A 13,005-nucleotide genomic window follows, 5' to 3' on the forward strand; every position below is an offset into this window, starting at 1 on the left:
CTTGACGTGACTGTAAAATCATAGGTCATTTACCGAACTTCCGAGTCCACTTTCCCGACTGATACCCGCACAGATACCTGCACAGATACCTGCACAGACGACCGATCGAAAAAGTATTTTGACGTAAAGAGGCACAAACTCATGAACTTTCAGTTTCAACAAGGTTATCTCAACGGAATGCAATCGCTGTCAGCCCATTTAACCAAAAGAATGTCAAAGTCTTTATCATTAGGTTTGGCGCTTTTGGTGGGAACAAGTGCAGTATTCCTAAGCAGCGGCAAAGCCTTTGCATTAGATAATCTTACCGTAAAATACGGTGCTGTTGACGTAACATTACCGATGAGCGACTTGCAAAGCTTTGCACAAACTGGCCAAGCATCATCTCAACTGCAAAGCGTTCTGAGTCTTGCGAAACAAACTCCCGAGTCGATGCGCGAAATATTAACGCGAGAAGTGCCTTTAGATTCCCAATTGGTAGCGCGGCTAGCAAGCACTTATTTTGGGGAAATTGTTTTCAAAGAATTGGGCGAGGTTGCTTATGCGCCGACTGCTCGGCTTCAAAGCGTGCCCGCACTGCGCGATGCTTTAGTCGCAGCTTCCAAAGATGGCAAAATATCGCTGATTGAAGTGATGCAAAATTACAGCCCTGCTGCCTTAGAAGTTAACGGCAATCAAGCGATGGTTATCTACGAGCGAGTGATTAAAGATGTGCAAGATTTGCAAGCTTTGTATCAGAATTCCCCGGCTTTGCAAAATACGGCTAACCAAGCCGTGAATTCGGCGAGAGAAATGATTTGTCAGCCAAATCCATCGGGAAGTGTGAAGTAAATAACTGAAATTCCAGGGAATTGGGAATTGGGAATTGTGAATTGGTGCTTTTTTTCCTATTAGCTCTAAGTTTTCAGCTATTAGCAATTACTCATTAGCAATTACCAATTACCAATTCCCCATTATCCCTTACCCATTACCCATTTTTTGAGATAGTTGCTCGGCTACCCGCTTAAGTCGGCGCAGTTGGTCTTTCATATCTTTCTGCGTCCAAGGGGCTGCAAAGCGATTGAAACCCAATCTAATGAAACGATTGGGAATTTGAAATTCAAAGCGGTTAATCAAGAGAGTTCCTTGGATTTGGGGCTGGCATTCCCAACGATCGCATCCTTTGAAAAATCCGTCAAACCCCCACACAATTAAACCTGGTTGTCGCTCCAACACAACACTCTCTAAAGTGGGTTGCAAAACTGGAATTTTTATGATAAATAAGCTGCGACTTCCTACAGCAGTATCCCATTCGCCCTGGGGATCGCAGCGTAGCAGGGGATTGAGCCACTTGTGCATTAAAGTGCGATCGACTATACACTGCTCCACCAGAGTAGCAGCAGCGCGAATTTCAATGGATTGCTCGAAAACTTGACGAATTGACATGAGAACCTGCAACAATGATGGTATTACAAAAATTTTGCTTACTTTATAGTCCTTTATTTACTTGTACCGTCAATTTTTCCAGAAATTAAAAGATTGACACACTCATAATTACAGTGTATCATCTTGAATTAAAGTATATATACCAATTATGCAGCTAGTCGAAAGGCACATCATTAAACCAAATTATAGGTTTTATCTAGAAGCCGATCGACTATCTTGGCTATGCAAAAATTTTTACAACAGCGCTAACTACATCTACCGTCAAAACTTTTTCGCCAGCCAACAAACAAACGCTCTGGCTGTTTATCCCGCGCTCAAAACAAGTCCTGATTACAAACCACTGCCGGCCAAGGTAGCACAAAGCACGCTCGGCTTAGTCCTCAAAGCATGGACTAGCTATTATCTGGCGGTGCGAAACTATCAGGAAGACCCAACTAAATTTCAAGCGGTACCGAAAATCCCTCATTATAAAGGTTCAAGAGAGCGAAAAAGAGAGGACTGGCGCTATGTAGTTGTATTTAATTGTCAAGCTGTCAGCAAAAGAGCCTTAAAAAAAGGATATGCTCGTCCCTCTGGGACTAATATTTGGTTGCCATCAAAAGTTACCTCGATTCTGGAAATCCGGATTGTTCCCAAGGTAGGTTGTTATGTTGTCGAGGTACTCTATGAAAAGTTAGAACAGCCTTTACAAGTTAATCAGAGAGTAGCTGCCATAGATTTAGGATTAAACAATCTGGCAACATTAACCTACAATGTTCCTGGGTTAGTACCGACAATCTACGACGGACGGGCTGTTAAGTCAACAAACCAATACTGCAATCAAGTTTCATCGCCATTGAAATCATTGCTGCCCGCCGCAAAAACCACTAAAAAACTCGCCAGATTGTGGCACAAGCGTAACTGTAAAGTGGATTACCACCTCCACACGACGAGTTCCGCAATTATTAAAGAACTCGTTAATCATCAAATTGGCTTGCTGGCTATAGGCGGGAACCAGGATTTCAAAGATGGGATTAAGACGGGCAAGGTTAACAATCAAAATTTTGCCTGCATTCCCCATCGCCGATTCGTGCAAATGTTGCAGTATAAAGGACAAATTGCGGGAATTCAAGTTGTGTTAGTTGAGGAGAGTTACACCTCCAAATGTTCAGCTTTGAATTGGGAACCAATTCAACAACATTCCGACTACATTGGCAGTAGGGTAAAAAGAGGATTGTTCAGAACCAAAACTGGACAACTAATAAATGCCGATGTGAACGGTTCTTTGAATATAGGTCCAAAAGCAGTCGGAGATGGGTTGATCCCAAATTCGATAGAGGGTTTGGTAGTTAACCCAGTACGATTAAAAGTGTACAAACATTAAATTTAGGCGATGTCTAGATTTTTTGGAACTATTATTAAAGTTTCGTCTTCTCCTAGTCAAATCTGACGTTAACCTGAGAAAAAAATGAATGAAACTTGGCAAGAGATAACTCAACCGATATCTGGCCCCATAGCGGCTTTGTCCGATCGCATTTTGGCACAGGCCCAGCCCGGGAATGCCCTGACAGATGCCGAACGCGGAATTAACAATTTCATTCAGGGCTCAAACATTGAAAATCTCATCTGGGCCGTCGGTATCCTGCTCATTGGCTTGATAGTATCAGCCCTCGTGTCTTCTGTCGTCGGGGGATTGCTCAAGAAGACTACGATCGACAATCGGCTGGCTGCTTGGATTACAGGCCGCCCAGAAGGAGCTGGAGCCCCGCAAGTGGAAAAATGGATTTCCGCAGCGGTGTTCTGGATCATTTTTGTCTTTTTCCTAATTGCCTTTTTCAATCGGCTGAATCTAACGGCTGTCTCGCAACCCCTCAATACTTTTCTCAATCAAATTACCGGTTTCTTGCCGAAGTTAGCCGGGGCGCTAATTTGGTTGGGGATTGCTTGGGTGTTGGCAACTGTCGCCAAAATGGCCGTATCGCGGGCGATGCGGACTTTTAGCGTGGACGAGCGCTTGAATCAGGAGGTGGGAACTGTGCCCAGCGAGCGCCCTTTGCTGCTGAGCGATACTGTGGCGAATGCGCTGTACTGGTTCATTTTTCTGCTGTTTTTGCCGCTGATTCTCGACTCGCTGGAAATGCAGCAGGCTCTGCTGCCAGTTAATAATTTACTCAACCAAATTCTGGCGGCCATTCCAAAAATTCTGGAAGCTGTGCTGATTGGGTTTGTCGGCTGGCTGCTGGCTATGGTGGTGCGGCGGATTGTCACAAATCTGTTGGCTGCTGCTGGGGCGGACAATTTGGGCGCTCGGTTTGGAATTTCGCGGACTTCGGGCGGACAATCGCTGTCGTGGATTGTCGGGACGATCGTCTATGTTTTGATTTTGATTCCAACGGCGATCGCAGCTCTGAACGCTTTGGACATTCAAGCGATTTCGCAGCCTGCAATCGCGATGCTCAACGACATTTTGGGTGCGGTTCCCAAAATCTTCACGGCGGCGCTGATTCTGGCGCTTGCTTACATTTTGGGGCGCTGGGTAGGCGATTTGGTTACTAATATCCTGACCGGAATTGGCTTTAACAATGTCTTTTCTTGGTTGGGAGTGCAGCCACCGAAACAGTCGCTGAGGCTACCGCCAAGTTCGATCAATCCGGAGGCAACGATTCTTCAGGAACCCGAACTTCCAGCCCGCACGCCTTCTGAGTTTGTCGGCATTGTGGTGCAGGTGGGCATCCTGCTGTTTGCAGTGGTGGCGGCTACCGACGTGCTGCAAATTCCAGCGCTGACGGCGATTGTTAGCGGTATTGTCCTAGTTGCAGGCCGGGTGCTAGCCGGTTTGGTGGTATTTGCGATCGGCTTGTACTTGGCGAATCTGGCGTTTAGTTTGATTGCCAGTTCTGGAACTCGCCAAGCGAGGCTTTTGGGCCAAGCGGCTCGGATTGCGATTATTGCCTTTGTTTCGGCCTTGGCGCTGCAACAGATGGGAATTGGCAGCGATATTGTCAATTTGGCTTTCGGGCTGCTGCTTGGGGCGATCGCAGTTGGGATTGCTCTAGCTTTTGGTTTGGGCGGGCGCGAGATTGCGGCCGACCAAATTCGCGAATTGTTAGCGTCGTTTAAACAAGATAAGACGCCACGTTTGTAATTCTATAAAATGGCGTTTGTCAAGTACAAACGCCATTTTTTTTTGATTAATTTCATTGTGAGAGTCGCGAAGCAATCGCAAAGCCTTTGAATTTGAGGATACAGCTATAGACTGTAGGACTTACGCATTGACCAAAAACATTATCTATGTATTCTCGACCATAGCATCACTCTGAAGGAAAGCCAAAAATATGCTCACGTATAACTAAACTGAACATATTTCTTTGTATTTGATACCAATTACTAATTATTTTTTTAGACCGCATCAACTCCAATTTAACAAATGCTTGAAGTGAACAAAATATATGAGTTTTGATTGCATTGGTATCTCTCACCATGAACAGACAAATTCCACAGACTTGTTTGATTGCTCTGTGAAAGGTTTCAATGCCCCAATGAATATCATGAATCGTGACAAATTGACTTCTAGTTGTTTCTCGGAGTTTTTCCGAGTTTGGTAAATATAAAATATAGTGTCTAGAGTCATATTTTTTGAACACTTTCCTCAACAATTTTATAAATCCAAATTCTTTCAAGTGAGTGATTATTCCTTCATCTGGAATGTCCATAATCCCTACTGCACAATACTTTTTGGTTTCACTTGAGACAGTTCTATTCTTTTTGACTGCGAATAAAAACCCCAATTTCTGGTTTCTGAGAAAATTTAAATTTTCCACTCCTGAATACCAACTATCACCCGTAACTATTTTGGGCTTCACCCCCCAATTCATGATTTTCGTCGTCATTTCTATAAAATATTGATTTTTTCTTTTCCCCTCTTCTCGATCATATATTCTATAATTGAGCGGGACTGAATTACCATTGATATCACTATAATACAGGGTAATCAAGTTTAACCCTATCATCGTTTTATGGTATTTGCCAGACCAAAAATTACCTATTAGTTTTGTACTTTTGGGGTCGCTATAAGGTTTTTCTATTACTGTATCATCAATACTCAGTATCCCTCCTTCGCTTGGTGATAATCTTCCGAGCTGTCTCGAATAAATCTTTCTGTTCAGATCTTTCTCTTAATAAAAAGCGATTGATAGAATCATGCGAAACATCTCCCAATATCTCTGCTAACCGATTACACCCCCAAACTTTGGTTATGAGATAAAAAATAACATATACTTTTCTATATGGAGAGTGTTGAGGATTATTCTGAGGTGCGTTTGCTGCAATAACTTCATTGACTTGTTCGATCGCAATTGCTCCCGTAAAGGCAGAATCGACAACCAGCAAAGGATAGATCAATAAATTCCCAAAGCCCTGCTGAATCAGGTCTGCGACAACCTGCTGCACAAAAGGTTGACAAAAATAAAATCCCTTGAACACTTGCACGCGATCGCCCCATCGGTCTTGCAACTCTGTTTCAATGCCGAGGCGCTGTTTTTCAAATATCTCATTTTCCGGTGACATGAACTGATGATGCTTGACCCCAAAATTGTACAAATCTTGAAGCGCCAGAAACTTACCAGCCAAGGGGTACAGCCAATCTGGGATTGGCACAAACTGAGCCGCGATGTACTTGGTTGCAGCTTGATTGTAGCGACTCAGATCGCGGTAAGATTGCACTTCACCATAACCTGCCAGCAACACTGCAACGCGATTTTCACTTTGAGATGCGGCGGAATCGGTCGATTGAAATTGATGATTAATCATTGGATTATTGGGTTGAATATTAAATATTTCAAAAGCGGTTTTGTTTCAAAAATTATCGAATAACAAAGACTCGACTGGTATCAGATTTGATTAATGGTTATGGACTAATCAAAGACAAAATACCTCTGATAAAACAATACGGTTCACTTAAGAAAGATCCCCCCTTAAAAAGGGGGGAACAAGAAAGCTCTTAAAGTCCCCCTTCTTAAGGGGGATTTAGGGGGATCTCCGGGGAATAAAAATTGTTAAGTGAACTGTATTGTCTTATAAAAGTCGCAAACTATCTTTAATTATCTGCGTTCATCTCCGTCTATCTGCCTGACATCTGCGGTTGACCGGCTCGCCTCAAAGATTTATGCAATTCAAGTCTAAATAAACCCGCTTTCTGACCACCCATGCGTCCAGGAGCGAAGATGACAGAAATAATATTTTCTCAAGTCAAGCCTGCAATGCTTTTAGCCTGGCCCGAAGTTGGGCGATTTCCTGCGCCATATCTACAACCATTACCGCCCCTACGAGATTTAGTCCTAAATCCTGGCGCAACCGTTGGATTTGACCAATGCGCGCAATTTCCCGCGCGTGCAACATTGAGCCGATCGGCTCAATCAACCCCACTTGCACAAATTGCTCAATTATCATCGTTGAAGTTTCCGTCACCAAAGCTGCATATTCAAACGTATACAGCCGATCGCCATCTGGGGAAACAACCATAGTGGACAAGCTAAATTCGGTCATAGTCTCACCTCTTCTATTGCGGAACGCGGGTTAAAACTGCTACTCGCCTTAATTTTTTCATAACACTCCTGCTCGATTTCACTCAACTCCTTCGGAGACACGATCTGAAGTTTTACAATCAGATCCGTGCGATCGCCTTTGGGTAATATCCAACCCTTGCCGCGCAGCCGCAGCAATTGCCCGCAACTCACCCCTTTCGGCACAGTCATCATCACACCCCCCTCTGGCGTTGGCACTTGGATTTGAGTACCTAAAACAGCTTCATCTGGGCGAATAGGAACCTCGCAACTTAAATTATCACCTGAAAACTTAAAAAATGAGTGGAGAAATAGTTCGATCGTCAGATACAAATCGCCTCGCTGTTGAGAAAAAGGGCTGACGCGACCTTTTCCTTTCAGCCGAATCCGACTGCCTAATTTAGCACCTGCGGGAATGCGAACGTTAAGGGTTTCATCGTCCAACTGCAAGCGTTTCTGCACGCCGTGAAATGCTTCTGAAAGCGAAAGCGCGATCGCCGCTTCAGTATCAGGTGCAGGTGCTTGAGTGCGAAATCCCGCAAAATCATCAGCCTGAGTCGAGGTACCCGAATAAGTTTGTCGCGATCGGCTTTGGCCGCCGCGACCCAGCAAATCCTTGATAAAATCATCAAAATTGCTGTATTCGTCGAAATTGGTGGACGGATCGAAATCAAATCCCCCGGCATTCGTGCTAGTTCCTCTGGGAGGAGCGCCGCCAGCCCCTGCTTGCTTCCAGTGCTGCCCAAATTGGTCATACTTGCTGCGCGTTTCAGGATTTGATAAAACCTCGTTGGCTTCATTCAAATCTTTAAATTTATCCTCAGCTTCTGGATTGCCGGGATTCACATCTGGATGATGTTTGCGGGCTAGTTTGCGATAGGCTCGCTTAATTTCTTCAGGAGTTGCAGTTTTGCTGACTCCCAGAATGGTGTAGTAATCTTTGAAGTCGGTTGCAGTTGGCATGATTTAAGTAGAAGGAAGAAGGAAGAAGGAAGAGGGAAGAAGGAAGAAGGAAGAAGGAAGAAGGAAGAAGGAAGAAGGAAGAAGGAAGAAGACATACACAGCGACATTTTGAGCGATTTGTATTTGACGTTTAATTAGGTGAATTTATTGATTACTCAAAATCAGATGATTCTGCACTCAAAAACCTCATAAATAGATCTCTTGTAAAAATAACCAGAACGGGGAAAATACCCATTCCATTTTTTTCTTTCTTGTGGGATAGGCGTTTCGCCCATCCCCCAAATTAATTAAAAGGACTTTTGCAAAAAGTCTAATAGGTCATGCTGGTCAAAATACTCAATCTTTTTTGATGCTATCAATTATTTGTTGGATCCTCACTAACCTGAACGATTAACTTGCCAAAGTTGGCCCCTTGCAGTAAACCAATAAAGGCGCGGGGTGCGTTTTCCAACCCTTTTACAATGTCTTCTCTGTACTTCAGTTTGCCTGCCTGCAACCACTGAGACATATCATTGATAAACTCTTCGTGACGCTGCTGGTAATCGCCAACCAGAAACCCTTTAATCAGCGCACGTTTAACCAATAGTGGCATCAGATTAGGGCCGGGAGGTGGATTTTCGGCATTATACTGGGAGATTAAACCTACTAAAGGAATTCTGGCTCCCAGATTAATCTGTTGCAAAACTGCTTCGAGAATCGGGCCAGCCGTATGATCGACGTAGACATCGATTCCATTTGAACAAGCAGCTTTTAATGCTGAATTCAGGTCTTGAGTTTTGCGGTTGATGCAGGCATCAAATCCTAATTCATTGACAACATAATCGCATTTTTCATCGCTGCCAGCGATGCCTACTGCCCGACAACCCTTGATTTTGGCAATTTGACCGACGATCGCACCAACAGCACCAGAAGCAGCAGAAACCACGACTGTTTCGCCGGCTTTCGGCTTGCCAATATCTAGCAGTGCAAAATAAGCGGTCATTCCGGGCATTCCGGTAATGCCTAATGCGTAAGAGATTGGTACTTGACTGGGGTCGAGTTTTCTCAAGGTTTCGGCTTTGGCGATCACATAATCTTGCCAACCGCCATATCCCAGCACGAAGTCTCCTGCTGAAAATTTGGGGTTGTTTGATTTCACTACTTGGCTGACAGTGCTCCCCACCATGACTTCGCCTAACTTTGCCGGACTTGCATAGGACTCGCGATCGCTCATTCGCCCTCGCATATACGGATCGAGAGACAAGTAAATGGTGCTGCTGAGTATTTCTCCCTCTCGCGGTTCTGGAATTGCTGTTTCGACAACGGCAAAATTACTCTCTTTGGGTTCTCCCGTCGGGTAACTTTTGAGCAGGATTTGTTGGTTCATTGACTTAGACATAAATGACTCCTTTATTGATAGATTGCTTTATCGATCGCACAGCGGAAGAATTCGCCTTCAGACTCAAAGCGATCGCTCCCCAAAAACCAGCCAACGCGGAGACGAGTCGGGATTGTGTAGCCGTCAAAGGTACTGCTTTGCTCGACAATTCCCCCAAAATCCACGTAGTGAAACGCTTCACCTTCTGGATTACCCCAGCGATCGATTTTGGCTTGCTCCAACATTCCCCGATCGCTAACTGTGAGGGTGAGTTTGACAGGTTCGCCGAGGGCTGTGAAGTTTGCTTGTACCTGTGAAGCGTTCAACTCTGTCCAAGAGATGTCGGGATTGCAGAGAATGGAAGGCAGCAACATCGACTCTACTTGAACTCGGCCCACACTAGAGCGGGTGATATCAGCACCAGATGCCTGCACCACTGGAAACAGCCCCAGGATTTTCCACTGCGACTCGCCAACACCATCCACGATGCGATCGCCTCCCCAAATCGGCAATCCCTTCGCCCAAGTCGTCGCCCGCCAGATCATCCCCCGATGACCGTAGATAACTTCTTCTCCCTTGAAGGGATGCCATTTTTGATCGAGTTTGATTTCACCGTGCATCCACAGTCGAACAGCGGATGCGAGGGGTGTACCGGGGGCGATCGCATTCTCCAAATAGCGGCGGGCTAGATTGGGAAGATTGATGAATGATTCAGGATGGAAGGGGCGATCGCTCTTCGGTGCTGATTCCCACAAATCGTCTAGAGAAATTTCTGGGATTTTAGTCATCTTTTTAAAGGTGGAAAGGGTAAGATACAGCACTTTGCGCTGAAGGTTTGGTTAAAAATACGATGTATGTTACTGGTTAAAAGCTTTTGGTTATATCATCCAGAATAGCGATCGCATCATATATATATATGTATCCGCAGGCGGATATTCTGATTGCCCATCAACTCAACAATCTAATCACAAGAAGCAGAAGCGCAACTATCAGCAAGCCACCATAGAGCGTGAAAATGCGATCGGCGAACCACTTTGGCAAGCAGAAAATGTCGATGACTTGACCGTTAAAGTTTGCTGTAGGCGATCGCTATTCCACCCAAAAACAAATATTCTCAGATGATTTGATGTGTTTTAGAGTGCGATCGCTAATAATCTCTCCGAACTAACCAACGAAGTCTACTATATTCGCTTGCCTAATCTCGAACTGAAACAGATAATCTTAATGGACTTATCGATTCGGCATAACGGTTCGTTTGAGCGGCTGCAAGTAACCTTGCACTCAGTACCAATATCTTTCAGCAGTCTGCTCCAAGCGAATTGTTATACTGCGGATTCGTTCAAGCTTTGCGAGTCACTACCTTTTTAGATTCTCTAACCGAGTTTTTTCTGTGTGTGCTTTACGCGACAATACTTGAAGATTTTTCAATGTAGTTAAGCCACCTTCTGACATTGGTATAATGTGGTCAATTTGAAAATCTATTCGCATCTGGCTCTTAAACCCACTAGAGGCACAGACGATGAATCCTTTCCCGTCAGTATACTTGGCAAAGACAGCATCCTTAAGATCCCGATACTCTGCTGGATCACGCTCTCCGATTTCCACAAATGAAAGGCTTTCTAATGGAACTGTATCAGGAATTACAATTGGCGGGGTAATTGTTACATCGGGGTAAACTCCAAGTAGCTTATTGATTTCGATATCTACCTGTTTCTTGAAATAAGGGTAATTATATCCAAATAAAACCTGCCAAAAGGATTTACTGTCATTCCATAGCGATGTAAGATATTCATTTATTTGCCTAAGTGTTAAATCATTCTCGTAGATATGTCTTGCCACAATTGACAAATCACACTTTCTACGCTCACTAAAAGCGATGAACTCTGGCTCCATCTCCTTTTGAGCATAGAAGCGTAAAATATTTTTAACATCATCATCTCTGTATCCAAGCAGGAAAGGATAGTCTGGGAAGTAGAGGTTCTTCGTTAGTTGCAGTAAATATTCCAGCTCCTCGTCAGTCAAGACTTCTCTATTTTGGATATTTACACTCTTAAATACAGCATCTAGGTCATTAACAAAACTATCATAGGCTTCCTCAGTGCCGTTATATAAAAGTACATCATAGTTTCTAGACACTGGTTCAGCGTTTCTAGACACTGGTTCAGCAGACTCAGAAGATTCAAGAATAGAAAAGCGATAAATTCCAACAGGAACCCGCCTCAGAAAATCTAGTTTTTCTAAAGCAGTAGTGTCGATGGAATCATCCATCATACGGGCAAACTCTTCTATCTTTTCAATTGAGATAAGTCGAGCAATTCTCTTCATTGTCTCGATATCTCTATCAACAAACTCAGCGCCATCAATATCAGTCAATTTTTCAGGATTAACCCAGTTAATTTTATCTTCCCAATTATCGATGAAGCTTACAACATAGGCTTTTTCTGTACCTCCTGCTTTCTGTCCGCGCAAAGCCCTACCAATCATTTGGGTCATTAAAAGTGTAGAAGTAGTTGGGCGTGTCAGAAAAACTGTTTGAACATTAGGCAAATCAGTTCCTTCGGTCAACATTTCTACGTTTATGAGAACTTCGAGTTTTCCGGCCCTGAAGCGCTTGATTTTTTCTGAATTTTCTTTTACAGAAATTGTAGCTCCAGTGCCTTCGTCTATGATTTTTGATGCCACGAAGTCAGAGTTTATTCCTCGTTTTTTAAATAATCCGTTTAATGCGATCGCGTGTTGGATGTCAACTGCGAAAACCAGAAGGGGCTTATACTTTTCTCGGTTCTCAACATAGTGATCGACAATCCGTTTATTGCGGATACTCGACATCGCAATTTTTTCGGCAACCTTCTTAGGTAATTTGTCGAAGTCCTCAATTGATCTAATATCTCTGTCTGTTAATTCTTTATAGAAATCTAGCTCGGTCTCTAAGTTCTCGAAAACTGGTTCTGCAAGAATTCCTCTTGTAATGAGCGTCCTCAAGTGTTCTGAAAAGATAATGTCATCGGGAAAAACTTTTTTAAGCAAACCTTGCTCACTTTTATCTGTTCTGAATGGAGTTGCTGTCAACCCTAACATTCTGAAACCATCTGCTTTTCCTCTATCTTTAAAGTTTTGCTTAATGCTGTCAATTAATTTTCGATAAGTCTTTGCTGTTGCATGATGGGCTTCATCCACTACTAAAAGTATCGCGTCGGAATGATTAACCCAATTATTTGTGAGGTAATTTAGCCCACTGTTTAAACTATCTTTGCTGGCAATAATAATATCATCACTTTTTTCGATGTTAACAGGGCGATCGTGCTTGGGATGACCAGAAATCACGCGATACTTGAATCTTTCAGTATCACTTAGTAATGATGGGTAAGCACTAAATTTTAAGGTTTCAAACGCTTGATCAAGTAGCTCATGTCGATGAGCAATCCACAAAACTTTTTTACGCTTGTCGATGAAATTGCGTAGTAACCAATGAACGGCTGTCAACGTTTTTCCACCACCCGTAGGCAAAACTAACAAACCCTCAAAAGGAGACTTATTTTTCTGATCAAGTGCCTTAATTGCCTCATTTTGATGGGCGTAAAGTTCTCTAGGATTTTTGCCTTTATTAACTTGGATTTGACCTGAGTATTCAACTTCAATAGTTTGCATATTAATGAAAAACTGAAGATAACTTTAAATTTGTGGCTTGTCCGACTGCTGCTCTATCGATAACTCCAAAGTAGG

9 protein-coding genes and 2 pseudogenes are annotated in these 13,005 nt (G+C 43.5%); 3 read left to right on the forward strand and 8 right to left on the reverse strand.

The window, feature by feature from the left end:
• Nucleotides 1-141: 141 nt before the first annotated feature.
• Entirely contained in the window at nt 142-828 is a 687-nt protein-coding gene (locus tag QUA44_RS08610; RefSeq protein ID WP_333251345.1) for an alpha/beta hydrolase, read from the forward strand.
• A 129-nt stretch (nt 829-957) separates the two neighbouring features.
• Here QUA44_RS08610 and QUA44_RS08615 read toward each other — a convergent pair whose 3' ends face one another.
• Entirely contained in the window at nt 958-1,422 is a 465-nt protein-coding gene (locus QUA44_RS08615) for an SRPBCC family protein (RefSeq protein ID WP_333251342.1), read from the reverse strand.
• 148 nt (nt 1,423-1,570) lie between these two features.
• Here QUA44_RS08615 and QUA44_RS08620 point away from each other — a divergent pair, with 148 nt between their 5' ends.
• Both QUA44_RS08620 and QUA44_RS08625 read left to right on the forward strand, forming a co-directional pair.
• Nucleotides 1,571-2,785 (forward strand): transposase, encoded by a 1,215-nt coding sequence (locus QUA44_RS08620; protein WP_333251340.1) that lies wholly within the window; start codon nt 1,571-1,573, stop codon nt 2,783-2,785.
• 84 nt (nt 2,786-2,869) lie between these two features.
• Nucleotides 2,870-4,546 carry a mechanosensitive ion channel gene (locus QUA44_RS08625; RefSeq protein WP_333251338.1) on the forward strand — a complete coding sequence of 559 codons (1,677 nt, stop codon included), beginning with the start codon at nt 2,870-2,872 and terminating at the stop codon, nt 4,544-4,546.
• Between the two features lie 166 nt (nt 4,547-4,712).
• Here the strand turns inward: QUA44_RS08625 and QUA44_RS08630 are convergent.
• From QUA44_RS08630 to QUA44_RS08660, 7 genes and pseudogenes are all read right to left on the reverse strand, one after another.
• A pseudogene (locus QUA44_RS08630) lies at nt 4,713-5,670 on the reverse strand (IS701 family transposase).
• Between the two features lie 57 nt (nt 5,671-5,727).
• Nucleotides 5,728-6,210, reverse strand: a pseudogene (locus QUA44_RS08635) (ferrochelatase); the annotation flags it as partial.
• A gap of 438 nt (nt 6,211-6,648) precedes the next feature.
• Nucleotides 6,649-6,945 (reverse strand): chaperone modulator CbpM, encoded by a 297-nt coding sequence (locus tag QUA44_RS08640; protein WP_333251335.1) that lies wholly within the window; start codon nt 6,943-6,945, stop codon nt 6,649-6,651.
• A complete protein-coding gene (locus QUA44_RS08645; RefSeq protein WP_333251333.1) occupies nt 6,942-7,925 on the reverse strand; it encodes a J domain-containing protein in 984 nt (327 codons plus the stop codon). Before QUA44_RS08645 ends, QUA44_RS08640 begins: the two co-directional genes overlap by 4 nt.
• A 355-nt stretch (nt 7,926-8,280) precedes the next feature.
• Nucleotides 8,281-9,303: an NADP-dependent oxidoreductase gene (locus QUA44_RS08650; RefSeq protein WP_333251332.1), complete on the reverse strand. Its 1,023-nt coding sequence runs from the start codon at nt 9,301-9,303 to the stop codon at nt 8,281-8,283.
• Between the two features lie 11 nt (nt 9,304-9,314).
• Nucleotides 9,315-10,070, reverse strand: coding sequence for a DUF6920 family protein (locus tag QUA44_RS08655; RefSeq protein ID WP_333251330.1), 756 nt, complete (start codon nt 10,068-10,070; stop codon nt 9,315-9,317).
• 568 nt (nt 10,071-10,638) lie between these two features.
• A complete protein-coding gene (locus QUA44_RS08660; protein ID WP_333251328.1) occupies nt 10,639-12,930 on the reverse strand; it encodes a DEAD/DEAH box helicase family protein in 2,292 nt (763 codons plus the stop codon).
• Nucleotides 12,931-13,005: the final 75 nt, after the last annotated feature.

This window comes from Microcoleus sp. N9_A2, from assembly GCF_036701775.1.
Taxonomy (GTDB): domain Bacteria; phylum Cyanobacteriota; class Cyanobacteriia; order Cyanobacteriales; family Microcoleaceae; genus Microcoleus.

Excerpts from the sequence above, each read along its gene's own strand:
- QUA44_RS08660 (WP_333251328.1), bottom strand. The coding sequence starts at position 12,930 with ATGCAAACTATTGAAGTTGAATACTCAGGTCAAATCCAAGTTAATAAA.
- QUA44_RS08625 (WP_333251338.1), top strand. The coding sequence starts at position 2,870 with ATGAATGAAACTTGGCAAGAGATAACTCAACCGATATCTGGCCCCATA.
- QUA44_RS08615 (WP_333251342.1), bottom strand. The coding sequence starts at position 1,422 with ATGTCAATTCGTCAAGTTTTCGAGCAATCCATTGAAATTCGCGCTGCT.
- QUA44_RS08655 (WP_333251330.1), bottom strand. The coding sequence starts at position 10,070 with ATGACTAAAATCCCAGAAATTTCTCTAGACGATTTGTGGGAATCAGCA.
- QUA44_RS08640 (WP_333251335.1), bottom strand. The coding sequence starts at position 6,945 with ATGACCGAATTTAGCTTGTCCACTATGGTTGTTTCCCCAGATGGCGAT.
- QUA44_RS08645 (WP_333251333.1), bottom strand. The coding sequence starts at position 7,925 with ATGCCAACTGCAACCGACTTCAAAGATTACTACACCATTCTGGGAGTC.
- QUA44_RS08610 (WP_333251345.1), top strand. The coding sequence starts at position 142 with ATGAACTTTCAGTTTCAACAAGGTTATCTCAACGGAATGCAATCGCTG.
- QUA44_RS08620 (WP_333251340.1), top strand. The coding sequence starts at position 1,571 with ATGCAGCTAGTCGAAAGGCACATCATTAAACCAAATTATAGGTTTTAT.
- QUA44_RS08650 (WP_333251332.1), bottom strand. The coding sequence starts at position 9,303 with ATGTCTAAGTCAATGAACCAACAAATCCTGCTCAAAAGTTACCCGACG.